The 26,157-nt window shown below is 68.4% G+C and carries 28 protein-coding genes; 9 read left to right on the top strand and 19 right to left on the bottom strand.

Annotated elements, in window-relative coordinates; all coding sequences use genetic code 11:
- Together GBO37_RS00475 and GBO37_RS00480 are read right to left on the bottom strand one after the other, a co-directional pair.
- Positions 1–779 (bottom strand): EcsC family protein (locus GBO37_RS00475; protein WP_252926475.1); only part of this gene is annotated, 779 nt, incomplete at its 3' end.
- Positions 739–1,335: a GNAT family N-acetyltransferase gene (locus GBO37_RS00480; RefSeq protein ID WP_194886284.1), complete on the bottom strand. Its 597-nt coding sequence runs from the start codon at positions 1,333–1,335 to the stop codon at positions 739–741. The genes GBO37_RS00480 and GBO37_RS00475, both read right to left, overlap by 41 nt.
- Positions 1,336–1,447: 112 nt before the next feature.
- On the opposite strand from GBO37_RS00480, the gene GBO37_RS00485 reads away from it, so the two are divergent.
- Both GBO37_RS00485 and GBO37_RS00490 read left to right on the top strand, forming a co-directional pair.
- Positions 1,448–2,050, top strand: a complete 603-nt coding sequence (locus GBO37_RS00485) for a flavin reductase family protein (protein ID WP_252926477.1) — start codon at positions 1,448–1,450, stop codon at positions 2,048–2,050.
- Positions 2,047–2,580: an adenine phosphoribosyltransferase gene (locus tag GBO37_RS00490; RefSeq protein WP_252926479.1), complete on the top strand. Its 534-nt coding sequence runs from the start codon at positions 2,047–2,049 to the stop codon at positions 2,578–2,580. The genes GBO37_RS00485 and GBO37_RS00490 overlap by 4 nt, the downstream gene beginning before the upstream one ends.
- Here GBO37_RS00490 and GBO37_RS00495 read toward each other — a convergent pair.
- The 10 genes from GBO37_RS00495 to coxB form a co-directional block, all read right to left on the bottom strand.
- The gene (locus GBO37_RS00495; protein ID WP_252926481.1) at positions 2,577–3,974 is read right to left on the bottom strand and encodes an FAD-binding oxidoreductase; all 1,398 of its coding nucleotides are present in this window, start codon (positions 3,972–3,974) and stop codon (positions 2,577–2,579) included. The genes GBO37_RS00490 and GBO37_RS00495 overlap by 4 nt on opposite strands.
- Positions 3,974–4,555: a GNAT family N-acetyltransferase gene (locus GBO37_RS00500; protein WP_252926590.1), complete on the bottom strand. Its 582-nt coding sequence runs from the start codon at positions 4,553–4,555 to the stop codon at positions 3,974–3,976. The genes GBO37_RS00495 and GBO37_RS00500 overlap by 1 nt, the downstream gene beginning before the upstream one ends.
- On the bottom strand, positions 4,555–5,829 hold the full coding sequence (locus GBO37_RS00505) for a pitrilysin family protein (RefSeq protein ID WP_084693890.1): 1,275 nt from the start codon (positions 5,827–5,829) through the stop codon (positions 4,555–4,557). Before GBO37_RS00505 ends, GBO37_RS00500 begins: the two co-directional genes overlap by 1 nt.
- The gene (gene thrC / locus GBO37_RS00510) at positions 5,826–7,202 is read right to left on the bottom strand and encodes a threonine synthase (RefSeq protein WP_252926483.1); all 1,377 of its coding nucleotides are present in this window, start codon (positions 7,200–7,202) and stop codon (positions 5,826–5,828) included. Before thrC ends, GBO37_RS00505 begins: the two co-directional genes overlap by 4 nt.
- Before the next feature lie 10 nt (positions 7,203–7,212).
- Entirely contained in the window at positions 7,213–7,884 is a 672-nt protein-coding gene (locus GBO37_RS00515) for an SURF1 family protein (RefSeq protein ID WP_045982856.1), read from the bottom strand.
- 79 nt (positions 7,885–7,963) lie between these two features.
- Positions 7,964–8,791 (bottom strand): cytochrome c oxidase subunit 3, encoded by an 828-nt coding sequence (locus GBO37_RS00520; RefSeq protein ID WP_045982855.1) that lies wholly within the window; start codon positions 8,789–8,791, stop codon positions 7,964–7,966.
- Between the two features lie 34 nt (positions 8,792–8,825).
- Entirely contained in the window at positions 8,826–9,398 is a 573-nt protein-coding gene (locus tag GBO37_RS00525; RefSeq protein ID WP_252926484.1) for a cytochrome c oxidase assembly protein, read from the bottom strand.
- Positions 9,395–9,625: a hypothetical protein gene (locus GBO37_RS00530; protein WP_252926485.1), complete on the bottom strand. Its 231-nt coding sequence runs from the start codon at positions 9,623–9,625 to the stop codon at positions 9,395–9,397. The genes GBO37_RS00525 and GBO37_RS00530 overlap by 4 nt, the downstream gene beginning before the upstream one ends.
- On the bottom strand, positions 9,625–10,542 hold the full coding sequence (gene cyoE, locus GBO37_RS00535) for a heme o synthase (RefSeq protein WP_252926486.1): 918 nt from the start codon (positions 10,540–10,542) through the stop codon (positions 9,625–9,627). The genes GBO37_RS00530 and cyoE overlap by 1 nt, the downstream gene beginning before the upstream one ends.
- Positions 10,543–10,610: 68 nt before the next feature.
- On the bottom strand, positions 10,611–11,516 hold the full coding sequence (gene coxB, locus GBO37_RS00540; protein WP_084693889.1) for a cytochrome c oxidase subunit II: 906 nt from the start codon (positions 11,514–11,516) through the stop codon (positions 10,611–10,613).
- Between the two features lie 208 nt (positions 11,517–11,724).
- Between coxB and tldD the strand changes: the two genes are divergently transcribed.
- From tldD to GBO37_RS00570, 6 genes are all read left to right on the top strand, one after another.
- On the top strand, positions 11,725–13,155 hold the full coding sequence (gene tldD / locus GBO37_RS00545) for a metalloprotease TldD (RefSeq protein WP_252926487.1): 1,431 nt from the start codon (positions 11,725–11,727) through the stop codon (positions 13,153–13,155).
- 54 nt (positions 13,156–13,209) lie between these two features.
- Positions 13,210–14,346: a DNA-processing protein DprA gene (dprA, locus tag GBO37_RS00550; protein ID WP_252926488.1), complete on the top strand. Its 1,137-nt coding sequence runs from the start codon at positions 13,210–13,212 to the stop codon at positions 14,344–14,346.
- Positions 14,347–14,440: 94 nt separating this feature from the next.
- Positions 14,441–17,158, top strand: coding sequence for a type I DNA topoisomerase (gene topA / locus GBO37_RS00555; RefSeq protein ID WP_252926489.1), 2,718 nt, complete (start codon positions 14,441–14,443; stop codon positions 17,156–17,158).
- Between the two features lie 99 nt (positions 17,159–17,257).
- Complete coding sequence (locus GBO37_RS00560; protein WP_252926490.1) at positions 17,258–17,962, top strand: CoA transferase subunit A; 705 nt, start codon at positions 17,258–17,260, stop codon at positions 17,960–17,962.
- Complete coding sequence (locus GBO37_RS00565) at positions 17,962–18,600, top strand: 3-oxoacid CoA-transferase subunit B (protein WP_046001381.1); 639 nt, start codon at positions 17,962–17,964, stop codon at positions 18,598–18,600. Before GBO37_RS00560 ends, GBO37_RS00565 begins: the two co-directional genes overlap by 1 nt.
- 65 nt (positions 18,601–18,665) lie before the next feature.
- Positions 18,666–19,238 (top strand): hypothetical protein, encoded by a 573-nt coding sequence (locus tag GBO37_RS00570; protein WP_252926491.1) that lies wholly within the window; start codon positions 18,666–18,668, stop codon positions 19,236–19,238.
- Here the strand turns inward: GBO37_RS00570 and folD are convergent.
- Genes folD through GBO37_RS00585 form a run of 3 tightly spaced genes read right to left on the bottom strand, consistent with a single transcriptional unit; the run spans position 19,235 to position 20,914 of the window.
- The gene (folD, locus tag GBO37_RS00575; protein WP_045982846.1) at positions 19,235–20,110 is read right to left on the bottom strand and encodes a bifunctional methylenetetrahydrofolate dehydrogenase/methenyltetrahydrofolate cyclohydrolase FolD; all 876 of its coding nucleotides are present in this window, start codon (positions 20,108–20,110) and stop codon (positions 19,235–19,237) included. The two genes, GBO37_RS00570 and folD, sit on opposite strands and share 4 nt — an antisense overlap.
- Complete coding sequence (locus GBO37_RS00580; protein WP_045982896.1) at positions 20,107–20,409, bottom strand: chorismate mutase; 303 nt, start codon at positions 20,407–20,409, stop codon at positions 20,107–20,109. The genes folD and GBO37_RS00580 overlap by 4 nt, the downstream gene beginning before the upstream one ends.
- Positions 20,410–20,455: 46 nt before the next feature.
- Entirely contained in the window at positions 20,456–20,914 is a 459-nt protein-coding gene (locus GBO37_RS00585) for a MarR family winged helix-turn-helix transcriptional regulator (protein WP_252926493.1), read from the bottom strand.
- A 99-nt stretch (positions 20,915–21,013) separates the two neighbouring features.
- Here GBO37_RS00585 and GBO37_RS00590 point away from each other — a divergent pair, with 99 nt between their 5' ends.
- Positions 21,014–21,442 carry an organic hydroperoxide resistance protein gene (locus tag GBO37_RS00590; protein ID WP_127899102.1) on the top strand — a complete coding sequence of 143 codons (429 nt, stop codon included), beginning with the start codon at positions 21,014–21,016 and terminating at the stop codon, positions 21,440–21,442.
- Between the two features lie 43 nt (positions 21,443–21,485).
- On the opposite strand, the gene ftsH is transcribed toward GBO37_RS00590, so the two are convergent.
- The 4 genes from ftsH to pal are packed head-to-tail and all read right to left on the bottom strand — an operon-like array spanning position 21,486 to position 26,157.
- Positions 21,486–23,375 carry an ATP-dependent zinc metalloprotease FtsH gene (gene ftsH, locus GBO37_RS00595; RefSeq protein ID WP_045982844.1) on the bottom strand — a complete coding sequence of 630 codons (1,890 nt, stop codon included), beginning with the start codon at positions 23,373–23,375 and terminating at the stop codon, positions 21,486–21,488.
- Positions 23,376–23,432: 57 nt separating this feature from the next.
- Positions 23,433–24,659, bottom strand: a complete 1,227-nt coding sequence (tilS, locus tag GBO37_RS00600; protein WP_252926495.1) for a tRNA lysidine(34) synthetase TilS — start codon at positions 24,657–24,659, stop codon at positions 23,433–23,435.
- Positions 24,656–25,558 (bottom strand): tetratricopeptide repeat protein, encoded by a 903-nt coding sequence (locus tag GBO37_RS00605; RefSeq protein ID WP_045982843.1) that lies wholly within the window; start codon positions 25,556–25,558, stop codon positions 24,656–24,658. The genes tilS and GBO37_RS00605 overlap by 4 nt, the downstream gene beginning before the upstream one ends.
- Positions 25,558–26,157 (bottom strand): peptidoglycan-associated lipoprotein Pal, encoded by a 600-nt coding sequence (gene pal, locus GBO37_RS00610; protein ID WP_371927439.1) that lies wholly within the window; start codon positions 26,155–26,157, stop codon positions 25,558–25,560. Before pal ends, GBO37_RS00605 begins: the two co-directional genes overlap by 1 nt.

Below are 26,157 nucleotides of genomic sequence, written 5' to 3' on the forward strand. Positions count from 1 at the left end.
CGGTCAAGGGGCGTCTGGCGCTGGATGGACAGGCGCAGCGCTTCGGTCAGGGCCTCCTGCGGAATGCCGGTTTCGTGGGACAGGCGCATGACGCCGAAATGGACGCGGGCCAGTTCCTGGTAGTAGCGGGCAAAGGTATAGTTGATGGACGCGCCGACCACCGCGCCGAAAACCGGCGCCGCCTGCGCCGCCATCTTCTGCCCAAGCGAGACGGACAGGCGCGGGGCGACCTTGCTGACCATGCTCTGCACCGTCTGGCCGGTCACCGACAAGCGTGCCGCAAGCATGCCCAGGTCGGTCTGATCGTCATCGGCCATCGGACCCGCGGCGGCGAAGATGCGCAGGCATTCCAGGCGCACTTCTTCGCTTTCGGGATCAAGGCCGTGTTCGGCGGCGATGTCCAGCATGGCGCGCAGCAGCAGCGTGACCGTGAACGGCAGTTCGACCAGCGCGCCCGCGAAACCGCCGACCCCACCCGCCGCACCGCTGACGGTCGAGGCCATGCGGTTGAACCAATCGCCCCGGTCCCGCACCACCTTGCGCGACTGGCTGGCGGCACCAAACGCCCGCGTCAGCGCGGCCCGCGTGACGCTGTCCAGCCGCGACCGCACGAAACCCGGCAGGCGTTCAATCAGCCCTTCGGCGCCGTTGCCGATGCGGGACATGATCTGCATCCCCAGACCCCCGGCCTCCAGATAGCGCAACGCCAGACGATCGATCTGGGCGTGCAGCGCCGGATCAGTGATGGGGGGCAGGACGAGGGGTTTCGGTTCTGTCATCAGCGGGCCTTTTCGGAGGGTCGACCTGGGTGCAAGCCGTGGGGTCCGGCGCGGGCGGGTCTGCGGGGGGCCGGGTCTCTCGCTGGACGGGGCCTGCCACGTTAACCCATGCATCCGGCCGAAGTTCCAGCCCCAGCACCCGGTCGGGGTTCGTGGGCGGCGGCATCACCACATCGTCAAGGCGCTGAAAGCCGAAACGGCTGTAATAGGGCGCGTCGCCCACCAGCAGAACCCGGTCGAACCCCATCCGGCGCGCGCGCGTCAGGCTGTCGCGCATCAAGAGCCCGCCCAGACCCTCTCCCTGCGCGGTGGGGTGCACGGCGATGGGCCCCAGCAGCAGCACGGGCCGGTCGTCCACGCGCACCGGCCAGAACCGGATCGCGGCCATCAGCGTGCCGCCCGCATCGCGCAGCACAAGGCACAGTTCGGCCACCCGCGGCACCCCGTCGCGCAGGCGATAGGACGACAGCGCGGTGCGACCCGGCGCAAAGCACAGATCGTACAGGCCCTCGACCTCGGGTTCGTCGGCGGGCGTCTCGGGGCAGATCTCGTACATCGCGCCTCCTTGCTGTCGGGCGGGCGTTTAGCACGGGTGCAAGGCGGGCGAAACATTGCGTCGCGCGAAAAAGCGGGGCAGGTTGGCGCCCGAACCCACAAGGAGGCCGCCCATGTTCTATCGCCCCGAAGCCGGACACGGCCTGCCGCACAATCCCTTCAACGCGATCATCGCCCCCCGCCCGATCGGCTGGATCTCGACCCGCGGGTCGCAGGGCGACAACCTGGCGCCCTATTCCTTCTTCAACGCCGTGGCCTATGTCCCGCCGCAGGTGATGTTCGCCTCGACCGGCGCCAAGGGCGACCGCCCCGGCACCAAGGACAGCGTGGCCCAGATCATCGAGACGGGGGTCTTCTGCGTGAACATCGCCACGGGCGATCTGCGCGACGCGGTCAACGCGACATCGGCCCCGCTGCCCGCCGGGACCAGCGAATTCGCCGCCGCCGGGATCGACGCCGCCGATTGCACCACCATCGACTGTCCGCGCGTGGCAGGCGCCGCGGCGGTGCTGGAATGCCGCATGACCCAGATCGTGCCCCTGGCCGGCCAGGCGAACTTTGCCGTCTTCGGCGTGGTGACCGGCATCCACATGCGCGACGATTGCGTCGTGGACGGGCGGTTCGATCCGCGTGCCGCGGGCGGCTGGATTGCGCGTCTGGGATACAAGGATTATGCCGCGGTGACCGATCTTTTCGAAATGGACCGCCCTGCATGAGCCGCACCGTCAAGGACTATGTCCGCTCCATCCATGATTTCCCGCATGAGGGGATCATCTTCCGCGACGTGACCACGCTGTTCGCGGATGCACGCGGGTTCCGCATGGCGGTGGACCAGATCCTGCACGCCTATGCCGGGACCCGTATCGACAAGGTCGTGGGGCTGGAGGCGCGCGGCTTCATCCTGGGCGGCGCGGTGGCGCATCAGCTGTCGACCGGCTTCGTGCCGATCCGCAAGAAGGGCAAGCTGCCCGGCACCGTCATCTCCGAGGCCTATCAGCTGGAATATGGCGAGGCGATCATGGAGATCCATGACGACGCGCTGAAACCCGGCGAAAAGGTCCTGATCGTGGACGACCTTCTGGCCACCGGCGGCACGGCGGCGGCGGCGATCACGCTGTGCCGTCGTCTTGGCGCCGAGGTCATCGGTTGCGCCTTCGTGATCGACCTGCCCGAACTGGGCGGGCGCCGCGTGCTGGAGGGCATGGACATGCCGGTCCACGCCCTGTGCGAGTTCGAGGGGGCCTAGGCCAGCACCGCGCCGGGGTTCATGATGCCAAGGGGGTCCAGCGCCCCCTTGATCGCCCGCATCGCCGCCAGCCGCGCCGGATCGCCCCACCGTGCCAGATCGGCGGCCTTGAGCCGCCCCACGCCATGTTCGGCCGAGAACGACCCGCCACGCGCCACGACCATTTCGTGCAGCCTGCGCGAAAGGTCGCGGCGGATGGTTTCGTAGTCGTCGCGGGTTCGGCCCGCCGCCGGGAACAGGTTGTAATGCAGGTTGCCGTCGCCCAGATGGCCGAAGCAGTTGACGCGCATGTCCCCCTGCCCCGCCAGCCAGGCCCCCGCATCGTCGATGAAGCGGGCGACCTCGGACAGAGGCAGGCTGATGTCATGGCTGGCGATGGCGCCGACATGGCGGTTGGCCAGCGGAATATGCTCGCGCAGCGCCCACAGGTCCGCGCCCTGCTGGCCCGATTGCGCGATGACGCCGTCATGGACCAGACCGGCCTCGGACCCCGCGGTGAACAGCCCCTCCAGCGCCGCGTCGGCCGACAGGCCCGCGGGCAGGCCGACCTCGATCAGAACCAGCCAGTCGGGCCGCGTGTCGAACGGCTGGCGCAGGTCGGGAAAGGCCGTGTCCAGGAAATGCATGCTCTGGCCTGAGATCAGTTCGAAGGCCGTGACGCCGCCCGCCATCCGCGCCTGCGCCAAGGATAGCAGCGACAGGGCCGCGGCAGGGCTATCCACGACCAGCATCGCGACGCCGGTCTCGGCAGGCACCGGGGCCAGGACCAGCGACGCGGCGGTGATGATGCCCAGGGTGCCCTCAGCCCCGATCAGCAGGTCGCGCAGATCGTATCCGGTATTGTCCTTCCGCAGGCGCTTCAGGTCGTGCATCACCGACCCGTCGGGCAGCACCGCCTCCAGACCCAGGCACAGCGCGCGGGCGTTGCCGTATCGCAGGACGTTCACGCCCCCCGCATTGGTCGACAGCACGCCACCGATCTGGGCCGAGCCCTGCGAGGCCAGCGACAGCGGGAACTGCCGCCCCACGCCCGCCGCCGCCTGCCGCGCCGCCTGCAGCGTCACGCCCGATTCGGCGATCATCACCCCTTCCTCGGCAAAGGTGTCGCGAATCGCTGTCATCCGCTCCATCGACAGAATCAGGGGCGCGGGGCCGTCCGTCATCACCTGCCCTCCGACCAGCCCGGTGCCCCCACCGCGGGGCACCACCGGGACGCGTGCCGCGGCACAGGCGCGGATGATCGCAGCGCATTCCTGCGTGTCGCGGGGCGCGGCGACCAGGCCCGCCTGCCCGTGATACCGGCCCCGCGGTTCCTCGGTATAGGCGGGGGACGGGTCGCGCAGCACGCCCGCGGGCAGGGCCGCGGCCAGGGTCTTGTCGGCGGGGATCAGCATCAGCGCACCTCGGTCTTTCCGCGCCGGTCACTGCGCAGGTTGGCGTAGAGCACATGGTTGCGCCAGCGACCGTCGATCTGCAGATAGCTCTGGGCCACGCCCTCGTACTTGAAGCCCGACCGTTCCAGCACGCCCCGCGATGCGGCATTCTCGGGCAGGCAGGCGGCCTCGATCCGGCTCAGGTCCAGCGCGGTGAAGGCGTGATGCACCAGCGCCCCGATCGCCTCGCGCATATAGCCATGTCGGGCATGCTCCTGCCCGATCCAGTATCCGATGGTGCCCGACTGCGCGGGGCCGCGGCGGATGTTGTCCAGCGTGATCGCGCCCAGCAACGTGCCGTCGCGATGGACCAGGAACAGCGGATAGGCCGTCCCTGCCCGGGCAGAGCGGGCCGCCCAATAGACGCGGTTGGTAAAGCTCTTGCGTGACAGATGGTCGGGGGACCAGACCGGCTCCCACGGGGTCAGAAAGGCGCGGCTGTCATTGCGCAGCGTCCGCCACGCGCTGAAATCGGAATGCAATGGCAGGCGCAGCGCGATGCGTTCGGTATCCAGCCGAAAGGCACGGCGCCGCGCCAGGATCATGCGGCCAGCCGTTCAGCCAGGGCCTCGCGCGACGGCGCACCGTCCACCGGACCATAAAGCGCCAGCGCCGGGCGGGCATTGGCCAGCAGCGCCTCGGCATGCGCGCGCACGTCCGCGGCGGTGACCGCGGCGATGCGTTCGGCAACCTCGGCCGGGTCCGGGACGCGGCCCCAGATCGCCAGGCTGCGCGCCATGCGTTCGGCCTGGCCCGACGGGCTTTCCAGCCCCATCAACAGTCCCGCCCGCAGCTGCGCCTTGGCGCGGGCGATCTCGGCCTCGGACATGTCGTCGGCCGCACGACGGACCTCGTCGATGGTCAGGGTCGCCAGATCGCCCAGATCCTCGGCGCCGGTGCCGGCATAGATGGTCAGCATCCCCGTGTCGTCATGGAAACCCGACTGCGCAAAAATTGTATAGCACAGCCCGCGTTCCTCGCGGATCTTCTGGAACAGCCGCGACGACATCCCCCCGCCAAGCGCCGAGGAGAAGATCTGGGCGGCATAGAAATCGGGCGCCAGATAGCCCGGCCCCTCCAGCGCCAGCGCGAAATGCGCCTGCTCCAGCGGCTTGACGGTCCGGCTCTCCAGCCCCTGCCAGCGGGCCTGTTCGCGCGGACCCTGAGGACGCGGCACGATATGGCCCAGCACCTTTTCGGCCAACCGCACGATGCGGTCGTGATCGACAGATCCCGCGGCGGCCACGACCATCTGGCCGGGGCCGTAATTCTCGGTCACGAAACCGGCCAGATCGGCGCGGCCAAAGCTGCTGACCCGTTCGGCTGGCCCCAGAATGGTGCGGCCCATCGGCTGGTCCGGATAGGCGGCCTCCTGCAGCCAGTCGAAGATGATGTCGTCGGGCGTGTCCAGCGACTGCCCGATCTCCTGCAGGATCACGCCGCGCTCGACCTCGATCTCGCGCTCGTCGAAGACGGGGTTCAGGACGATGTCGCTGATCACGTCGAAGGCCAGATCGACGTCATCCTCCAGTACGCGGACGTAATAGGCCGTCGCATCGCGCGAGGTATAGGCGTTGATATACCCGCCCACATCCTCGATCGCCTCGGCAATCTGCAGCGCGCTGCGGGTTGCGGTGCCCTTGAAGGCCATGTGCTCCAGGAAATGCGCGATGCCGTTCTGGTCGGCGCGTTCATTGCGCCCGCCCGCGCTGACCCAGATGCCCAGGGCCGCCGAATGCAGGCCGGGCATCTGCCGGGTCACGATGCGTAGCCCGTTGGGCAGCGTTGTCAGGCGCGGGGTGGGGTCTTGGCTCACGCGGTCCTCCGTTCAAGGATCAGGGACTTAAGCGCGTCCACGTCGTTTTCAACCCGGGTCAGGCGCTCGGGCAGGTCGAACAGGTCCGCCATATGCGGCGGCAGGCCGGGGCGGTGGCCGATGGCGCGTTCCACCGCGTCGGGGAACTTGGCCGGATGGGCGGTGGCAAGCGTGACCATCGGCACGCCGGGCTCCAGATGGCGCTCGGCCACGGCGACGCCCACGGCGCTGTGCGGGCACAGGATCTCTCCGGTGCGCTCGCGCATGGCGCGGATCGTGTCCAGCGTCTCCTCCTCGGAGACGCGGCCCGAGGCGTATTGCTCGCGCAGGGCCTCCAGCGCGCCCTGGCTGATCGCGAAGCCGCCCTGTTTCAGCTCCTCCATCAGCTGCCGGATCGCGCCCGCGTCCTGGCCGTAGGCCAGATACAGCGCGCGTTCGAAGTTCGAGCTGACCTGGATGTCCATCGACGGGCTGATCGAGGGCTCGACCGCGCCCATGCGGTATTCGCCGCTGGTCAGCGCGCGGTGCAGGATGTCGTTCTGGTTCGTGGCGACGATCAGACGGCGGATCGGCAGGCCCATCCGGCGCGCGATGGAGCCCGCGAAGATGTCGCCGAAATTGCCCGTCGGCACGCAGAAATCGGTGGGCCGCATGCCAAGCGACGCGGTTGCGGTGAAGTAATAGACGATCTGCGCCACGACGCGGGCCCAGTTGATGCTGTTCACGCCCGCAAGCCCCACCCCGTCGCGGAAGGCATGGTCGTTGAACAGGTCCTTGAGCCGCGCCTGGCAGTCGTCGAAATGCCCGGTCACGGCCAGCGCATGGACGTTGGCGGCGGGGGGCGTGGTCATCTGGCGGCGCTGGACCTCGGACACGCGGCCATGCGGATACATGATGAACACGTCCACGTTGTCGATGCCGCGGAAGGCCTCGATGGCGGCCGATCCGGTGTCGCCGGAGGTGGCGCCCACGATGGTGATCCGCTGGCCCGACCGCGTCAGGGCGATCTGGAACAGCTGCGCGATCAATTGCATCGCGAAATCCTTGAAGGCCAGCGTGGGCCCGTGGAACAGCTCCAGCAGGTGATGGCCGGGGGCCAGCTGGACCAGCGGCGCGCGGGCATCGTGGCTGATGCGCGCATAGGCGCGGTCGATGGCGCCGCGCAGTTCATCATCACTGAAGCTGTCGCCGGTGAAGGGGCGCACCACGCGGAATGCCACCTCCTCGTATGACAGGCCGTCCAGTTGCTCCAGCCCCTCGAAGGCCGGGATCGTCTCTGGCAGGTACAGGCCCCCGTCGCGCGCCAGCCCCGACAGCATGGCCTGTTCGAAATTCAGCACCGGGGCCTGGCCCCGCGTCGAGACGTAACGCATCGGAAATCCTTCAGTAGCTGCGCTGCCTGATACGCCAGATCAACGCCAGTGTCATCACCGCCCAGGTGGCCGCGATCAGGAACCACTGCACCGCATAGGACAGGTGGTTGTTGGGAATCCCCTCGATGGCCACCGGCAGGGGACGGGCGCCCTGGTTGTCGCCCTCGACGGCGCTGGCCACGACCAGCACGGGCAACGTGTCCAGCGTCAGGGCCATCGCGTCCACGTCGCGGGCGAACCAGATGTTCTCGTCCATGTTCGGCGCCGGGGTCGAGCTGCTGGCATCCTGCGGCCAGTGCAGGTTGCCCGTCACCTGCAGGCGGACGGGGGGACGGTCGATGCGACGCGCCTCCTGCGGGACGAAGCCCCGGTCCAGCAGGATCGCGCGTCCGTCATCGGTGACGAAGCGAGACACGATCTGATAGCCGGCGCCCTGTTCGCGGGTGTGGGACAGCACGTCGATCTCGGCCCCGGTGGTGGTGCCGCTGACCGTCACCGGCAGGTATTTCATCGACGGGTCGATCGCGTCCGGCAAGGGCACGGGGTCGGCCTGAATGCCCGCGGTGATGTCTGCCAGCATGTCCTCCTTCCAGGCGCGGCGGTCCAGCTGCCACAGCCCCAGATAGATCAGGACGGCACAGCCGACGACGCCGAGGATCAGGGGAAACAGATAGCGGCGCATGGGGCGCTCCGGGGGGCAAGGACAACGAAAAGCGCGCGGGACGATCGCCCCGCGCGCCTTGAACGGTCACCGTCAGGGATCAGCTGCCCCAGACATAGATGACGGCGAACAGCACCAGCCAGATCACGTCGACGAAGTGCCAGTACCAGGCGGCGGCCTCGAACCCCAGATGCTGGTCCTTGGTCATCTGGCCCTTCTGGAAGCGTAGCAGGCAGACGGCCAGGAAGATCGTCCCGATGATCACATGCAGGCCGTGGAAACCCGTCGCGATGTAGAAGGCCGCCGCATAGGCCGTGTCGGCCAGACCGAAGGCCGCGTGGCTGTATTCGTAGGCCTGCAGGCCGGTGAAGACCAGGCCTAGGACCACGGCGATCGCCAGGCCGTTGATGGTGGTGCGACGGTCGCCCTCATGCGCCCAGGCATGGTGCGCCCAGGTCACGGCCACGCCCGACAGAAGCAGGATCAGCGTGTTGATGAACGGCAGGTGCCAGGGGTCGAAGGTTTCGATGCCCTGCGGCGGCCAGACGCCGTCGGTGATGGGGCTGTTCTCGCCCATCGGGTACATCGCGTGCTTGATGAAGTTCCAGAACAGCGACACGAACAGCATCGCCTCGGACATCACGAACAGGATGAAGCCGTATTGCAGGCCGATGCGGACCACCGGGGTGTGGTCGCCCTGCTCGGCCTCGCGCACCATGTCGGCCCACCAGGCGAAGGCCACGTAGAAGGTGCCGACAAGGCCGATTGCGAACATCCAGGGGCCGGTCACCGGCACGCCCATGACGGTCACCTCTCCGGACATCCAGGCCACGGCGCCGAACAGCATGACGAAGACCGCGATCGCGGTCAGGAACGGCCAGACCGAGGCCGGTAGGATGTGATAGTCGTGGTTCTTTGCGTGCGCCATGTCGGATCCCCGTCGGCTCCCTCGTGTATTCGTCTTAGTTGATGGTGTCGGCCGCGCCGCTGTCAAGCGCAACGCTGCGCGGCTCGGTCCGATGGAAGGTATAGGACAGCGTGATGTCGCGGACATGACCGGCGTCGCGGTCGTCCACCAGCTCGGGGTCCACGTAGAAGCTGACCGGCATCTCGACCCGTTCACCCGGCTGCAGCGTCTGCTCGGTGAAGCAGAAGCACTCGACCTTGATGAAGTAATAGCCCGAGACCTCGGGGGCGACGTTGTAGCTGGCCGTTCCGGTCAGCGGCACGTCGGAATCGTTCACGGCCTCGTAGAAGGCCAGACCGCTTTCGCCGATCTTCAGGTCCATGCGGGCCTGCATCGGGCGGAAGGTCCATTCCAAATTGGAATCGGTGTTGGCGTCGAACCGGACGCGCACGACCTCGTCCAGGATCTGGTCCGATGCGGTCTCGGAAACCTGCGTGGTGCCGCCGAAACCGGTCACCCGGCAGAACCAGTCATAGAAGGGCACGGCGGCCCAGGCCAGCGCGCCCATCGTGACGACGACGCCCAGCAGCATCGCGACGGTGCGGCCCTCGGGGCTCAGACGTTTCATTGGCTCACCTCCTGCACGGGGGCCTGGCCCTGGGCCGGGGCCTGCGGTTCCATCGGGGTCAGCGACACGCGCGGCTGGTGGTCGAAACCCTCGACCAGGCCGCCCTCCTGGACCTTGACCACCGTCAGGCCAAAGACCAGCGCGACAAAGCCCAGCAGCACGATGCCCAGCCCCACGTTGCGGGACCGGCGGCGACGGTGGATCTCGTGTTCGGTGCGCAGGGCCATCACCAGCCTCCCATCCAGCTCTGCACCAGCAGGGCCAGGAAATGCAGGAACAGGTAATAGAGCGACAGCTTGAAGACGCGCCGTTCGACCAGATAGCCGTCGGCGATCGCGGCGTCCTCGTCGCGGTGCAGAACCTGCCAGCCGCCGCGGATGAAGGCCGCGTTCAGCACGACCGCGACCGCAATGTAGAGCGGCCCGCCGACCGAGGTCACGCCCAGCCACAGCGCAAAGGGCGCCAGGACCAGCGTATAGGCGAAGATGTGGCGACGCGCGGCGCGGCGACCGTGGGTCACGGTCAGCATCGGGACACCCGCGTTGTGATAGTCCTCCTTCATGAACAGCGCCAGCGCCCAGAAATGGGGCGGCGTCCAGAAGAAGACCAGGGCGAACATCAGAAGCGATTCGATGCTGATCCCGCCGGTCGCGCAGGCCCATCCGATCATCGGGGGAAAGGCGCCCGCGGCGCCGCCGATGACGATGTTCTGGGGCGTCCAGCGCTTCAGCCAGACCGTATAGACGACGGCATAGAAGAAGATGGTGAAGGCCAGGAACCCGGCCGCGAACCAGTTCGCCACCAGGCCCAGCATCATGACCGAGATGATCGACAGGACCAGCCCCAGGCCCAGGGCCGCGCTGTGCTCGACTCGGCCCGACGGGATGGGGCGGCTTTGCGTGCGGTTCATGATCGCGTCGATGTCGCGGTCATACCACATGTTCAGCGCGCCCGAGGCGCCGCCGCCCAAGGCGATGAACAGCACCGAACAGAAGGCGATGAAGGGATGCACGTCGACGGGGGCGACGAACAGACCGACAAAGGCGGTGAACACGACCAGCGACATCACACGCGGCTTCAGCAGCGCGACGTAATCGCGGAACTCGCCCTCGGGGGCGGCGTCATATGCGTTGATATCGGTCATCGCGCCTGCAATCTCTGTTCCTTGGCCGTGCCGGCAGGATGCCGCCACGGGCCTGGGTGGGTCCGACCTCAGTCGGCGCGGGCCAGGTCGACCTTGGCCGCGCCGTCCAGGCTGGCGGTCGGTGCGGGTTCGTCGCCCATGGTGCCGCCCTGCTCGGCGACCCAGGCCGCATAGACCTCGGGGCTGACGGCCTTGACGACGATCGGCATGTAGGCGTGGTTGATGCCGCACAGCTCGCTGCACTGACCGAAATAGGTGCCTTCCTGCTCGACGTTGAACCAGGCCTGGGCGATGCGGCCCGGAACGGCGTCCTGCTTCACGGCAAAGGCCGGGATGGTCCAGGAATGGATCACGTCACTGGCGGTCACCTGCAGCAGCACCGTCTGGCCGACGGGCACGACCACCGTGGTATCGGTCGCCAGAAGGTATTCGTCGGGGGCATAGCCGTTCTCGGCCAGCTCCTCCTCGGGCAGCATCAGCGAATCGAATGCGATGCCATTGTCGGGATATTCATAGGACCAGTACCACTGGTGGCCGGTGGCCTTGATCACGACATCGGGATTTTCCGGCATCTCCTGGCTGCGGAACAGGATCGGCAGGGAGAAGGCGCCGATGGCGACCAGGATCAGCACCGGGACCAGGGTCCAGCCGATCTCCAGCGGGGTGTTGTGGGTGTATTTCGCGGGCACCGGGTTCGCCTTGGCGTTGAACCGGAAGATCACGAACAGCAGCAGAAGGCAGACGAAGACCGTCACGACCGTGATGATGATCAGCACGAAATGGTCCAGCCATTGCTGATCGCGCGCCAGTTCCGTGGACGCCGGCTGAAAGCCCATGCCCCTTGCGACCGGCTTGCCGATCGTGGGCAGATCGCCCAGCACGTCCTGTGCCATCGCAGTCCCGGCCAACATGCCCGCCGTCGCGAACCCTGTCGCTGCCGCGAATGCACGGCCCATCATCGCTTTTGCCATCATTCCATCCCGTTGCAGTGGCCCGGCCCCAATGACCGCAGGGGCTGCCGGGAGGCTGCCCCTTTTCCTTTCACAGTGACCGTTCTATGACCATATCTCGCCCTTACGGGCAAGACATACCTACAGCATTTCCCCGCCCGAAGGAAACGCGACCCCCTGCCGCGCCCGTCCAAAGGCCCGTCCCCGCCCGCCAACCGCCAGGAGATCCGCCATGACCCGTCCGTCCTTCGACCCGTTCTCGACCGATCTGGACCGGGACGGCGCGCTGCGGATCCTGCGCGATGCGGTGGCCGGCGCCGATGACGGAGAGTTATTCCTGGAACGCAGCCAGCAGGAATCGCTGGTCTTCGACGACGGCCGGCTGCGCAATTCCAGCTTCATGGCCGGCCGCGGCTTCGGCCTGCGCGCAGTGCTGGGCGAGGTCACGGGCTATGCCCATTCGACTGACATCTCCGAGGCCGCGCTGCGCCGCGCGGCCGAGACCGCGCGCCTGGCCGTGGGCCGCGGCGGCGGAACGGCCGCGATGCGCCCCGCGATGGAGCCGGTGAACCTCTATCCTGCGATCGACCCGGCCGAGGGCATCTCGACCGCCCGCCGCATCGCGCTGCTGCGCGAGATCGACGCCTTTGCCCGCGCGCTGGACCCGCGGGTGGTGCAGGTGACCATCTCCATGGGCAGCAGCCTGCAGGAGATCGCCATCCTGCGCCCCGAGGGCGGACTTGCCACCGACATCCGCCCCATGGCGCGCCTGAACGTCGCGGTGATCGTCGAGAACAACGATCGCCGCGAAAGCGGCAGCGCGGGCGGCGGCGGACGTCACGGGCTGGAACAGCTGATGGCCCCCGACCATTGGCAGGGGCTGGTCCACGAGGCGCTGCGCATCGCCCTGGTCAACCTGCGGTCGGTCCCCGCGCCGGCGGGGGTGATGGACGTCGTGCTGGGGCCGGGCTGGCCCGGCATCCTGCTGCACGAGGCCGTGGGCCACGGGCTGGAGGGTGATTTCAACCGCAAGAAGGCCTCCGCCTTCGCGGGCCTGATGGGCCAGCGCGTCGCCGCCCCCGGCGTGACCGTGGTCGATGACGGCACCATCGCGGGCCGCCGCGGCAGCATCAACATCGACGACGAGGGCACGCCGCCCGCCCGCAACGTGCTGATCGAGGACGGCATCCTGACCGGATACATGCAGGACCGCCAGAACGCGCGGCTGATGGGCGTGGCGCCCACCGGCAACGGCCGGCGCGAAAGCTTCGCGAATGTCCCGATGCCGCGGATGACCAACACCTTCATGCCGGGCGGCGACGCGGATCCCGCGGCGATCCTGGCCGACCTGCGCGACGGCATCTATGCGGTGGGTTTCGGCGGCGGCCAGGTGGACATCACCAACGGCAAGTTCGTCTTCAGCTGCACCGAGGCCTATCGCGTCAGGAACGGTGTCGTCGGCGACCCGATTCGCGGCGCGACGCTGATCGGCGACGGGGCGACCGCGCTGCAGCAGGTGCGCGCCATCGGAAACGACATGGCGCTGGACCCCGGCATCGGCAATTGCGGCAAGCAGGGGCAATGGGTGCCCGTCGGCGTGGGCCAGCCCACGCTGATGATCGGCGGCCTGACGGTCGGCGGCTCGGCCGAGGGCGCGCGCTAACCGATTGTTAACCACCACGGGGCTATCCTGGGGCCGTCCTGCAGAAGGTGCCCCATGACCATCGGACTTGCCCCTGCCCGTTTCGGCCTGCCCGCCTCGGCCGTCGACGACGACCTGTCCGTGCTGCGGCTGATCCGGTCGCGCCGCGTGGGCCCCACCACGTTCCACCGCCTGATCGCCGAACATGGCAGCGCCCGCGCCGCGCTGGATGCGCTGCCCGGGATCGCCGCCCAGTCCGGCATTGCCGACTATGCCGTCTGCCCCGAAGGCGTCGCCGCGGCCGAACTGGCCGCCGGTCGGCGGGCGGGCGCGCGCCTGATCCGCCATGACAGCGCCGATTATCCCGACAGCCTGCGCCAGATCGACGGCGCCCCCGCGATCCTGTGGGTCCGGGGCGATCCGGCCTGGCTGTCGCGCGACGTGATGGCGGTGATCGGGGCGCGCAACGCATCGTCCCTGGGGCTGCGCATGGCGCGCGGCATGGCCGCCGGGCTGGGAGAGGCCGGGTTCACCGTGGCCGCCGGGCTGGCGCGCGGCGTCGATACCGCCGCCCATGCCGCGGCCCTGCCCACCGGGACCATCGCCGTGATGGCCGGGGGCGTCGACGTCATCTATCCGGCTGAAAATGCCGATCTGGCCACGCGGATCGCGGAATGCGGCGTGCTGGTGTCCGAACAGCCGCCCGGCACGGAACCGGCGGCGCGGCATTTCCCGACCCGCAACCGCATCGTGTCAGGCCTGTCACAGGGCGTCGTGGTGATCGAGGCCGCGCAGCGGTCCGGCACCCTGATCACCGCCCGGAACGCGCTGGACCAGGGACGAGAGGTCATGGCCGTGCCCGGACATCCGATGGATGCGCGGGCGGCGGGCTGCAACGCGCTGATCCGTGACGGGGCGACGCTGGTGCGCAGTGCCGCGGACGTGGCCGACGCGCTGGCGCAGACCCGGCCCCTGCCCGCGCCCGTCGTGATGGCCGCGCCCGACCCCCTGCCGCCCCCGCCGCGTGACCAGGGCGGTCCGATCCAGCTGGAAAGCCGCATCCTGCAGCGCCTGTCCCCCTCTCCGACCGAGGAGAACGACCTGATCCGCGACCTGGGCGTGCCGGCGGCGACGGCCAGTGCGGTGATCCTGTCGCTGGAACTGCAGGGCCGCGTCACGCGGCTGGCCGGGGGGCGTCTGGCACTGTCCTGACCCCCCGTCTTGCGGTCTTGTGCTGTCACCCCCCGTTGACACTGCCCCGCCCGGCACCCATCTTGCCGCCCCATTGCAGTTGTCCGAGGTCATCATGCCCGTCGTCGTCGTCGAATCCCCGGCCAAGGCCAAGACCATCGAGAAATACCTGGGTTCCGACTATCGGGTTCTGGCCAGCTTCGGCCATGTCCGCGACCTGCCGCCCAAGGACGGCAGCGTCGACACCGACCATGATTTCGACATGAAATGGGAGGTCGCGGCCGACAGCCGCAAGCACCTCAAGGCGATCAAGGATGCGCTGAAGGACGACCAGACGCTGATTCTGGCCACCGACCCCGACCGCGAGGGCGAGGCGATCAGCTGGCACCTGCTGGAGGCGCTGGCCCCGGCCCTCAAGAAGGGCAGCGCGGTCAGCCGCGTGACCTTCAACGCCATCACCAAGACCGCCGTGACCGAGGCGATGGCCAAGCCGCGCCAGATCGACCAGCCGCTGGTCGACGCCTATCTGGCGCGCCGCGCGCTGGATTATCTGGTGGGGTTCAAGCTGTCGCCGGTCCTGTGGCGCAAGCTGCCGGGCGCAAAGTCGGCGGGCCGCGTCCAGTCTGTCTGCCTGCGCCTGATCGTCGACCGCGAGATGGAGATCGAGGCCTTCAAGGCGCGCGAATACTGGTCCGTCCATGCCCGCCTGGCGACCCCGGGCGGCGACGAATACGACGCCACGCTGGTGTCGCTGGCCGGCAAGAAGCTGGACCGGTTCGACCTGGCCGCCGCTGATCAGGCCGCGATGGCGCTGAGCGCGGTGGCAAGCCGCGACCTGAAGGTCGCGTCGGTCGCAGCCAAGCCCGCCAGCCGCAACCCCTGGCCGCCCTTCATGACCTCGACCCTGCAGCAGGAGGCCAGCCGCAAGATGGGCATGGGCGCCAAGGCCTGCATGTCGGCGGCGCAGCGCCTGTACGAGGCCGGGCTGATCACCTACATGCGAACCGACGGCATCGACATGGCCCCCGAGGCGGTGATGGCCGCCCGCGACGCGATCAAGGCCAAGTTCGGCGACAAGTACCTGCCGAAATCGCCGCGCATGTACAAGAACAAGGCCAAGAACGCGCAGGAGGCGCATGAGTGCATCCGGCCGACCGACATGATGCTGTCGCCGGACAAGCTGAAGATCACCGCGGACGATCAGCGCAAGCTGTACGACCTGATCTGGAAGCGAACCATCGCCAGCCAGATGGAGGCCGCCCGGATGGAGCGGACCACGGTCGAGATCGCCAGCCCCGACGACCAGGTCGGCCTGCGCGCCACCGGCCAGGTGATGCTGTTCGACGGCTTCCTGCGCGTCTATGACCAGGGTCGCGACGACGACGACGGAGAGGACAGCGCTCGCCTGCCCGCGATCACCGAGGGCGAGGCCGCGCGTCTGGTCGCCGACGCGTTCAACGACGAACTGGCCAAGGCCCGCGAGAAGGGCGGCGACGCGGTCGCGGCCCCCGCGGGGCTGAAGGCTGGGCCGGGCCTTTTGGTCAGCGACAAGGCCCAGGCCGCAGCGCGCCAGCATTTCACCCAGCCCCCGCCGCGCTATACCGAGGCCACGCTGGTCAAGCGGATGGAGGAGCTCGGCATCGGACGCCCATCGACCTATGCAAGCATCGTCACCACGATCCAGGACCGCGAATATGTCCGCAAGGACAAGAACCGCCTGATCGCCGAGGACAAGGGCCGGTTGGTCACGATCTTCCTGCTGAAGTATTTCCCGCGTTACGTCAGCTATGACTTCACCGCCGATCTGGAGAACGAGCTGGACGAGATCAGCGCTGGCGACCGCCTGTGGCGCGAGGTTCTGAGCCGCTTCTGGAAGGACTTCTCCAAAGCACTGGAGGGCACGTCCGAGCTGCGCATCACCGAGGTGCTGGAGGCGATCGACGACGCCCTGGCGCCGCATCTCTATCCGCCGCGGGCGGATGGGGGCGATCCGCGCGAATGCCCGCTGTGCGGTCAGGGCCGCCTGAACCTCAAGACCGCGCGGTCGGGCGGGGCCTTCATCGGCTGCACCAACTATCCGGAATGCCGCTATACCCGCCCCCTGTCCGCCCCGGACGGAGAGGCGCCCATCGGCGACCGCGTGCTGGGTGAGGATGCGGGCGATCAGATCAGCCTCAAGACCGGGCGTTTCGGCCCCTATGTCCAGCGCGGCGAGGCGACCGAGGAGGCCCCCAAGCCCCCCCGCGCGTCGATCCCGAAGGGATGGGAGGTCGCGACACTGGACGTGGACCAGGCCGTGCAGCTGCTGGCCCTGCCCCGCCCCGTCGGTCCCCACCCCGAGGACGGGGTGCTGATCGAGGCCGGAATCGGCCGCTTTGGCCCCTATGTGAAGCACGGGTCGAAATACGCTAACATCGCCGATGTCGACGAGGTCTTCACCATCGGCATGAACCGCGCGGTCGAGGTGCTGGCCGCCAAGCAGACCCGCGGCCGCGCCGCAGCGGCCGCACCGCTGCGCGAGCTGGGAGAGCATCCGGACGGCGGCCCGATCCAGATCCTGGGCGGCAAGTACGGCCCCTATGTCAAATGGGCCAAGGTCAATGCGACCCTGCCCCGCGACGTCACCCCCGAGGATCTGACCGTCGAACAGGCGCTGGAGCTGATCGCGGCCAAGGCTGCGAAATCGCCGTCCAAGGCCAAGAAACCGGCCGCCAAGAAGGCCGCGCCCAAGGCAGCCGCCAAGAAGCCTGCCGCCAAGAAACCGGCGGCAAAGAAGCCCGCGGCCAAGAAGCCTGCCGCGAAAAAGGCTGCGGCCAAGCCCGAGGCCGAGTAGGACCGGGTGGCGGCGCTAACACGCCGCCCCCGCGATTGACACTTGCGCCAGCGCACGCAACAACTTGGGCCGATAACGGGATCAAGGACGGGAGGACCGATGAAAAAGGTCTATGCCACTGCGGGCGAGGCTCTGGACGGGCTTTTGCATGACGGGATGTTCATCGCGGCAGGGGGGTTCGGCCTGTGCGGCATCCCCGAGCTGCTGATCGACGCCCTGGTCGAATCCAAGGTCAAGGATCTGACCATCGCCAGCAACAATTGCGGCGTGGACGGGTTCGGCCTGGGCAAGCTGCTGGACACGCGTCAGATCAAGAAGATGATCAGCAGCTATGTCGGCGAGAACGCCGAGTTCATGCGCCAGTACCTGTCCGGAGAGCTTGAGCTGGAGTTCAACCCGCAGGGCACCCTGGCCGAACGCATGCGTGCGGGCGGCGCCGGCATCCCGGGCTTCTATACCAAGACCGGCGTCGGCACCGTCATCGCCGAGGGCAAGGAGGTCAAGAATTTCGACGGCCAGGACTACATCCTGGAACGCGGGATCGTGGCCGACCTGTCCATCGTCAAGGCCTGGAAGGCCGACGACACCGGCAACCTGGTGTTCCGCAAGACCGCGCGCAACTTCAACCCGCCCGCCGCGATGTGCGGCCGCATCTGCGTCGCCGAGGTCGAGGAGATCGTCCCGCGCGGCAGCCTGGACCCCGACCTGATCCACCTGCCCGGCATCTATGTCCACCGGATCATCCAGGGGTCGCACGAAAAGCGCATCGAACAGCGCACCACCCGCAAGAAGGAGGCCGTGTGATGACCGAGGCAGCAAAAGGCTGGGACCGCAACCAGATGGCCGCCCGCGCGGCCGAGGAGCTGGAAGACGGCTGGTACGTCAATCTGGGGATCGGCATCCCGACCCTGGTCGCGAACTATGTCGGCGACAAGGACATCACGCTCCAGTCCGAGAACGGCATGCTGGGCATGGGCCCCTTCCCGTTCGAGGGCGACGAGGATCCCGACCTGATCAACGCCGGCAAGCAGACCATCACCGAGCTGTCGCGCACCAGCTATTTCGACAGCGCCACCAGCTTTGGCATGATCCGCGGCGGCAAGATCGCCGCGGCGATCCTGGGCGCGATGGAGGTCTCGGAGGAGGGCGATCTGGCCAACTGGATGATCCCCGGCAAGCTGGTCAAGGGCATGGGCGGCGCGATGGACCTGGTCGCGGGCGTGGGCCGCGTGATCGTGGTCATGGACCACACCAACAAGGCGGGCGAGTCCAAGGTGCTGAAATCCTGCACCCTGCCGCTAACCGGCAAGGCCGTGGTCGACCGGATCATCACCAACATGGGCGTCCTGGACGTGGTGCCCGGCGGGCTGCGCATCGTCCAGTTGGCCGACGGCATCACCGAAGACGAGATCCGCGCCGCGACCCAGGCCACGCTGGTCTGACCGCCCCGCACCGACCACCGACCGGGGGGCATTCGCCCCCCGTTCTCATGCCCAGGAAAGACGCCATGGACCCCGCCGCGATAGAGACCCTGTTCACCCGCCCCGACGGCAGCTTCCTGTGCGCGAGGTGGGGCCGCCCGGTGGCGCCCGTGGTGTTCGGTCTGGCTGATGATAGCCTGGACATCTTTCGCGGCGCGATCCGTGCGGGCTTTGCGCATGCGCGCCACCCGGTGGTCGACACCGACCCCGAAACCGGCGCGAACCTGATGCTGTTCTTCGTGCGGGACTGGTCCGAACTGGCCGGGGTGCCCGATCTGGACCGGCTGACGGGTCTTCCCGGCCTGCCCGACCGTCTGGCGGGCCAGAGCGCCGACCAGTACCGGCTGTTCCGCTTTGACGAGGCTGGCGGCATCCGCGCCTGCCTGACCTTCGTCAGGATGGGGGGCGCGCTGGCCGACGCGCATCCAGCGGCCCTTGCGGAACGCATCACGATGCAATCCGCGCTGACCTTTTCCACCGAGGTGACGCCATCCGTCGCGCTGGCGGCGCTGATCCGGGTCGCGTATGACCCGGTGCTGCCGGTGGCCACGACACAGCCGGCCCATGCGCTTCGGCTGTCGGCGCGGATGGCCGCCTAGGGGGTCAGCCCCTCGGGGTCGGGCAGGCCGTGGCTGCGCGCGGTCGCGGTCAGCGTGTTGGCCAGCAGGCAGGCAATGGTCATCGGCCCCACGCCCCCGGGAACCGGGGTGATCGCACCGGCCACCTGCACTGCAGCGGCAAAGTCGACATCGCCCACCAGCCCGTCATCGGTCCGGTTGATGCCCACGTCGATGACGGTGGCGCCCGGCTTGATCCAGTCGCCCTGCACGAAATGCGGCCGCCCGACAGCGGCGACCAGGATATCGGCCTGACGGCACAGCGCGGCCAGATCGGTCGTGCGCGAATGCGCCACCGTCACGGTCGCGCTGTCGCGCAGCAGCAGCTGCGCCATGGGCTTGCCCACGATATTGCTGCGCCCGATGACCACCGCATTGCGGCCGGCCAGCGACCCCAGATGGTCGCGCAACAGCATCAGGCAGCCAAGCGGCGTGCAGGGCACCATCGCCTTCTGCCCGGTGGCCAGGCGCCCGACGTTCAGGATGTGGAACCCGTCCACGTCCTTTTCGGGCAGGATGGCGTTGATGACCGCCGCCTCGTCCATGCCCTTGGGCAGGGGCAGCTGGACCAGGATGCCGTTCACGGCCGGATCGGCGTTCAGCTTGGCGATCAGCGCCATCAGCGTGTCCTGATCCGTCGATGCCGGCAGCCGGTGTTCGAACGAGGTCATGCCGACCTCTCGCGTCATGCGCCCCTTGGACCGGACATAAACCTGGCTGGCCGGATCCTCGCCCACCAGGACGACGGCCAGGCCGGGCACGATGCCCTGCCCTGCAAGATCGGCGACCTGCGTGGCGATCCGGGCGCGCAGGCGGGCGGCAAAGGCCTTGCCGTCAAGGGTCTGGGCGGTCATGGGCGGTCCTTGTTCAGCTGGCGTTCTTCCTGGGCGATGGCGGCCTCGATCAGCTGCCGCCACAGGCGGTCGTACAGCTGGGGGTCCAGGCCGTGACCCTCGGCGTGGCGGCGGACATTCGCCACGACCTCCTCGACGCGGGCATCGATGCGCGCGGGCATGCCGTTGCCGGCCTTGATCTGCGCGGCGCGGTCGATCAGCGCATGGCGTCGCGCCAGCAACGCCATCAGCTGTTCGTCCAGCTGGTCGATCTGGGCCCGCAGCGCGGGCATGTCGGGAATGTCACAGGTCCGGGTCATGTTGTCCGTCCCATGCACCGTCGCGCGCAAAATCGCAAGGCCCAGCCTAGCCCTGCGGGCTCTGCTGCAGCTGATGTCGCAGGCGGCGCAGCTGTTCGCGCAGTGCTTGGGCGGTCCGGTCATCCAGGCCGGTATTGCCGGTCACGCAGGCGATGACGCGTTCGGACTGGCTTTGCAGGTCGGCGCCCTGCGGGGACAGCGACACGATCACTCGGCGTTCGTCGCGCGAATCCCGCTGTCGGGTGACCAGGTTCGCCGCCTGCAGCCGCTTGATCAGCGGGGTCAGGGTGCTGCTGTCCAGCCCAAGGCTGTCGCCGATGCCGCCGACGGACTGATGATCGTTGGCCCACAACGCCATCATCACCAGAAACTGCGGATAGGTCAGCCCAAGCGGGTCCAGCAACGGCTTGTAGATCCGCCCAAAGGCAAGATTGACGGCATAGACGTCAAAGCACAGCATCTGTTCGAAAGGCGACAGGCTGGACAAGGCGGGATCATCGCTCATGCACATGGTGTAATTGCACAAAGCGCAGTCCGCAACTGTTGCAATTTCGAAGGGTTAATTTATATAGCGTGCTATCTATTATTGAAGAAAGGAAATGCCATGCCGGAAAAGATCCTCTATCGGACCGCCGCGACGGCCACCGGGGGCGGCCGTGACGGCAAAACCGCCTTAAATGACGGCACTTCGGCCATCGACCTGGTCGTTCCGAAGGAATTGGGCGGTCCCGGCGGCGACGGGCTGAACCCGGAAAAGCTGTTCGCGCTCGGCTATGCCGCCTGCTTCATGGGCGCGATGCGCCATTACGCTGCGTCGCAAAAGGTCAAGGTGCCGGATGATGCGGCGGTCAATGTCAGCGTCGGCATCGGCCCCCGCAGCGATCCGGGCTTCGGACTGGACGTCCAGATCGCCGTGTCCCTGCCCGGACTGGACCCCGCCGTGGCGCAGGACCTGATCGAGGGCGGTCACAAGGTCTGTCCCTATTCGCATGCCACGGCCGGCACGCTGACCATCACGCCGACCCTGGTGTGATCCAAGAAGAAACCCCGGTCCATCGGACCGGGGTTTTGTCGTCTTAGGCAGGGGCGGGGTCGCCACCCGGCGCGGGCTTTGTCCGCGGAATGGCCGTGACCGAGGGGATCACGCTGGCCGGGGTGTCGTCGTCATCCCCGCCGATCGCATCACCGCGCAGAATGCGGGCGATCTCCTCTCCGGTCAGGGTCTCGTATTCCAGCAGGCCCTTGGCCATGCGTTCGAACTCGACCTCCTTCTCCAGCAGGATGCGGCGGGCTTCCTGATAGCCCTCCTCGATCAGGTCGCGGACCTCCTGCTCGATCAGTTCCTTGGTCGAGGCCGACACCGAGAAGCCGCCCGTGCTGCCGTTATAGCCCTCATGCGCCTCGGCGTAATCGACCGCGCCGACCTTGTCGGACATGCCCCACCGCATCACCATCGCGCGGGCCAGGGCGCTGGCCTGTTGGATGTCGCCTGCGGGGCCGTTCGACACGCCCTCCTCGCCGTATTTGATGATCTCGGCGGCCTTGCCGGCCATGGTCATGGCGATCTTCTGCTTGGCCTCGTCCTTGTGGAAGTTCAGGCGGTCCATCTCGGGCAGGCTGACGACCATGCCCAGGGCACCCCCGCGCGGAATGATCGTGGCCTTGTAGACCGGATCGCATTTCGGCAGCGACAGGCCCACGACGGCGTGGCCCGCCTCGTGATAGGCGGTCTTTTCCTTCTGCTCGGGCGTCAGGACCAGGCTGCGGCGCTCAACGCCCAGCATCACCTTGTCCTTGGCATTCTCAAAATCAGCCATGCTGACAAAACGGCGTCCGATCCGGGCTGCACCAAGGGCAGCCTCGTTCACCAGGTTCATCAGGTCCGCGCCCGAAAAGCCGGGCGTACCGCGCGCGATCAGGCGCAGGTCGACATCCGGTCCGACCGGGACCTTGCGCGCATGGACCGACAGGATCCGCTCGCGGCCCTTGATGTCGGGGTTCGGCACGTGGATCGTGCGGTCGAACCGGCCCGGACGCAGCAGTGCGGGGTCCAGGACGTCCTTGCGGTTGGTTGCAGCGATGATGATGATGCCTTCGTTCGCCTCGAAGCCGTCCATCTCGACCAGCAGCTGGTTCAGTGTCTGTTCGCGCTCATCGTTGCCACCGCCGATGCCCACGCCACGGGCGCGACCCACGGCGTCGATCTCGTCGATGAACAGGATGCAGGGGGCCGATTTCTTGGCCTGCTCGAACATGTCGCGCACGCGGCTGGCACCGACGCCCACGAACATCTCGACGAAGTCCGACCCCGAGATGGTGAAGAACGGCACGCCCGCCTCGCCCGCGATGGCCCGCGCCAGCAGCGTCTTACCAGTGCCCGGAGGGCCCACCAGCAGCGCGCCCTTGGGGATCTTGCCGCCAAGGCGGCTGAACTTCTGCGGGTTGCGCAGGAACTCGACGATCTCCTCAAGCTCCTCCTTGGCTTCGTCGATGCCTGCGACGTCGTCAAAGGTCACGCGACCGTGCTTTTCGGTCAGCAGCTTGGCCTTGGACTTGCCAAAGCCCATCGCGCCGCCCTTGCCGCCGCCCTGCATGCGATTCATGAAGAAGATCCACACCCCGATCAGCAGGATGAACGGCAGCCAGACGCCCAGCATCGACATGAAGCCGCTGCTTTGCTGCTTGACCACGCGCACGTCCACGCCCTGCTGGATCAGCCGGTCGCTGATATCCTCGCCCATCGGGCGCACGGTCGCGTACTGCTCGCCGTTGGTGCCGGTGATGGCAACGTCCTCTCCGTCGATCGTGACGGCGCTGACCTGGTCGTTCTGCACCCGTTCGATGAAGTCGGAATAGCTGATCTGGCGGCTGTTCATGGTGCCCGACCCGTCGCTGAACAGATTGAACAGCGCGAGGATCATCAGGAACAGAACCACCCAGAAGGCGAAGTTGCGAGCATTGCCCAATACGGGTCCTCCGACGGAATGCGGTTTGACTTGAAAATAGGGATTATCGCGACAGGTTCAATGCGCCTTCACCAACCTGCGGAAATCTGCCGCGCCTCGGACCGGAATCAGGGTGATTCCGGGGTGGTCGCGCAGCAGCGGCGCGGCGATCAGCCGTCCATCCTGCCAGATGCCGGGGCTGGCCGCAGCCTCATCACGCAGCAGGCCCGAATCGCGCCACGGCAGGCGGGCCAGCGGCTCGGTCCCCAGGGCCGCGATCGTCTGGCCGGGGGCAAGACCACGCACCCGCCAGCGGCGGTCCCAGACCTGGTCGGGCGTTGGGCCGGTGCGCAGCGCGGCCGCGGCCTCGCGCGTGACCCGCAGCCCCCCGCCCGTCGGAGAGATCATCGCCCCGTCCAGCGTCACCCGTCCCTGTGCCAGCATCGCCTCCAGCGCATGGACCAGCGTCGCGCGGCGCGGCGGATAGTCGGCGCCCGTCACCCACCGGCAGGCGGCGACCAGAATGCGGCGGCGGATCTCTGGCGGCGCGTCGCGCAGGGGGCCGCGCGACAGGATCAGGCTGCCGCGATCGACCTTGGCATCGGCGCTCAGCAGGGCCGCGTAATCGGCCAGCGCGTCGCGCGCGTCGGCGATATGGGCGGCGGATCGGGCCAGGCCCGACACCTCCAGCCCCAAGGCCGCGATGGCCTGGCGCGCCCGGATGCGGTCATAGTCGGCATTGTCGTTCGTCGGATCATCGATCCAGGTGATGTCTCGCGCCGTCAGCCAGTCGCGCAGCTCGGCCCGCCCGGTGCCCAGCATCGGCCGCAGCCAGCGCATGTCGAACGCGTCGCGCCATTCCGCCATCGCCGACAGCCCGTCCACGCCGGACCCGCGCGCCAGGCGCATCAGCAGGGTCTCGGCCAGATCGTCGGCCGTGTGGCCAAGCGCCACCGCCGGCAGGTCGTTGCGCCGCGCCCAGCCCGATAGCAGCCGCAGCCGCGCATCGCGGGCCTGCGCCATCAGGTTGCCGACCTGCGTGTCGCGTCGCCACAGCAGCACCCCATGCGACAGGCCCAGGGCACGCGCGGCGCGGGCGACCTCCTCGGCCTCGGCCGCGCTGCCCTCGCGCAGGCCGTGATCGACGGTGGCGACCATGACGCGCCGCCCCTGCGCCCATTCGGCGGCCACATGCATCAGGGCGATGGAATCACCGCCCCCCGACACCGCCAGTCCAAGCGCCGGCAGGTCCCCCGCCAGCCGGTCCAGAACAGACCTGATGCGGGCGCCGGGGTCGCGGATCACGGATATTCGGCCAGATCGGCCGCCGCTTCGGGGTCCATAGACGGATCGAGCAGCGGGTCCAGAACGCCCAGGTCGCTGACGCCGCAGCCAAGGCGGGTCACGTGGCCCTCGGCCTCGACGGCCTGCGGGCTGCCGGGAAATCGGGCGGGAATCTCTGCCAGGTACAGGCAGGCGGCGGTCGCGTCGCCCTGCGCCTCGATCACGCGAGCGATGCCCAGCAGGCTCTCGCCAGCCCGTGCGCCGTCCGGATCGGCGGCGAACCCCTCCAGCCAGGCGGCGGCCGCATCGCGCGGCTGGCCGGCCAGATCCAGCGCCTGCCCGCGCAGGAACAGCGCCTCGGCGGTCAGGGGACCGCCGGCATGGGTTTCCGCGACATCGGCGAACATCTGCGCCGCGCGGGCGTGATCGCCGGCGTCCATCGCGGCGCGGGCCGCGTCGAAATCGGTCTGCTCGGCCGCGGTCGAGGCCGGCTGCCCCGCCCCACCATCCGCCGGGGCCGAGGGTGCCAGCTGCGGGCTGAGTCCCGCCTGCGCCTGCGGCACGGTCAGCGCCGACAGATCGCAGCCGGGTTCGGCCTCGCACAGGCGGAATTCCAGGTCGGACAGGCGCCGTTCGCTATCGCCCGCGATGCGGTTGATGCGATTCTGCAGCTGTTCGGCCTGGTTCGTCAGGCGCATCAGCTGCGCCTCCATCGCGTTCATGCGGTCGATGGCGCTGGCCCCGCCCGCCGCCTGGAACCCGGCGGCGCCCGACGCAACCAATTCGCCCCGCAATCCCTGCAGCTGACTGCGCAGCTGCGTGACCTGCTGACGCATGTCGGCCAGCGTCGCGGCGTCGGGGGCGGCCTGAACAGGCGCCCCAAGCGTCAGGGCCAGGATCAGCGCGGGGATCAGCCGCATCACATGCCTGCCCCGACGACGCCCCCGGCAGGGGCGGCGCTTGCCACGGGGGCCATCGCCACAGCGGGGGGTGCGGCTTCGGTCACGACGGTGATGGCACGGCGGTTCTGGGCATAGCAGCCCTCGTCCGAACAGGTCGCTGCGGGACGCTCCTTGCCGAAGGACAGCGTGCGGATGCGGCCCGGTGCCACCCCCTGCGCGACCAGGTATTCCTGCACCGCGCTGGCCCGCCGCGCGCCAAGCGCAAGGTTGTATTCGCGGGTGCCCGTCTCCTCGGCATGGCCCTGGACCACGGCGGTAAAGGCGGTGTGGCGTGTCAACCAGGCGGCCTGCGCCGCCAGGATAGTCCGCGCCTCGGGGGTCAGGGTCGTCTGGTCGGCGGGAAACAGGACCGTGTCGCCGACCGTGCCGCGGAAATACTGGGCCGTCGCCTCGGCGCCCAGGACGCCGCCGGCCAGATCGCCCTGGAACACCGCGCCCCCGCCCGTGCTGGCATAGGGGTCGACCACGGGCGGCGCCACCGTGGGCGCAGGCTGGGCACAGGCCGCCAGCCCCAGAAGGGCGGACAGCAGAACAGGCTTGGTCGCGGCGTTCATCAT

The organism is Paracoccus sp. 08, assembly GCF_024105395.1.
Classification (GTDB): domain Bacteria; phylum Pseudomonadota; class Alphaproteobacteria; order Rhodobacterales; family Rhodobacteraceae; genus Paracoccus; species Paracoccus marcusii.

Coding starts and splice junctions, on each gene's coding strand:
- GBO37_RS00590 (WP_127899102.1), top strand. CDS start 21,014: ATGCCGGAAAAGATCCTCTATCGGACCGCCGCGACGGCCACCGGGGGC.
- cyoE (WP_252926486.1), bottom strand. CDS start 10,542: ATGACCGATATCAACGCATATGACGCCGCCCCCGAGGGCGAGTTCCGC.
- GBO37_RS00515 (WP_045982856.1), bottom strand. CDS start 7,884: ATGCGCCGCTATCTGTTTCCCCTGATCCTCGGCGTCGTCGGCTGTGCC.
- GBO37_RS00495 (WP_252926481.1), bottom strand. CDS start 3,974: ATGCTGATCCCCGCCGACAAGACCCTGGCCGCGGCCCTGCCCGCGGGC.
- coxB (WP_084693889.1), bottom strand. CDS start 11,516: ATGATGGCAAAAGCGATGATGGGCCGTGCATTCGCGGCAGCGACAGGG.
- GBO37_RS00530 (WP_252926485.1), bottom strand. CDS start 9,625: ATGGCCCTGCGCACCGAACACGAGATCCACCGTCGCCGCCGGTCCCGC.
- GBO37_RS00560 (WP_252926490.1), top strand. CDS start 17,258: ATGAAAAAGGTCTATGCCACTGCGGGCGAGGCTCTGGACGGGCTTTTG.
- tldD (WP_252926487.1), top strand. CDS start 11,725: ATGACCCGTCCGTCCTTCGACCCGTTCTCGACCGATCTGGACCGGGAC.
- dprA (WP_252926488.1), top strand. CDS start 13,210: ATGACCATCGGACTTGCCCCTGCCCGTTTCGGCCTGCCCGCCTCGGCC.
- GBO37_RS00520 (WP_045982855.1), bottom strand. CDS start 8,791: ATGGCGCACGCAAAGAACCACGACTATCACATCCTACCGGCCTCGGTC.
- GBO37_RS00605 (WP_045982843.1), bottom strand. CDS start 25,558: ATGCGGCTGATCCCCGCGCTGATCCTGGCCCTGACGCTTGGGGCGCCT.
- GBO37_RS00490 (WP_252926479.1), top strand. CDS start 2,047: ATGAGCCGCACCGTCAAGGACTATGTCCGCTCCATCCATGATTTCCCG.
- GBO37_RS00580 (WP_045982896.1), bottom strand. CDS start 20,409: ATGACCCGGACCTGTGACATTCCCGACATGCCCGCGCTGCGGGCCCAG.
- folD (WP_045982846.1), bottom strand. CDS start 20,110: ATGACCGCCCAGACCCTTGACGGCAAGGCCTTTGCCGCCCGCCTGCGC.
- GBO37_RS00585 (WP_252926493.1), bottom strand. CDS start 20,914: ATGAGCGATGATCCCGCCTTGTCCAGCCTGTCGCCTTTCGAACAGATG.
- thrC (WP_252926483.1), bottom strand. CDS start 7,202: ATGCGTTACGTCTCGACGCGGGGCCAGGCCCCGGTGCTGAATTTCGAA.
- GBO37_RS00485 (WP_252926477.1), top strand. CDS start 1,448: ATGTTCTATCGCCCCGAAGCCGGACACGGCCTGCCGCACAATCCCTTC.
- topA (WP_252926489.1), top strand. CDS start 14,441: ATGCCCGTCGTCGTCGTCGAATCCCCGGCCAAGGCCAAGACCATCGAG.
- GBO37_RS00480 (WP_194886284.1), bottom strand. CDS start 1,335: ATGTACGAGATCTGCCCCGAGACGCCCGCCGACGAACCCGAGGTCGAG.
- GBO37_RS00525 (WP_252926484.1), bottom strand. CDS start 9,398: ATGAAACGTCTGAGCCCCGAGGGCCGCACCGTCGCGATGCTGCTGGGC.
- GBO37_RS00565 (WP_046001381.1), top strand. CDS start 17,962: ATGACCGAGGCAGCAAAAGGCTGGGACCGCAACCAGATGGCCGCCCGC.
- pal (WP_371927439.1), bottom strand. CDS start 26,157: ATGATGAACGCCGCGACCAAGCCTGTTCTGCTGTCCGCCCTTCTGGGG.
- GBO37_RS00570 (WP_252926491.1), top strand. CDS start 18,666: ATGGACCCCGCCGCGATAGAGACCCTGTTCACCCGCCCCGACGGCAGC.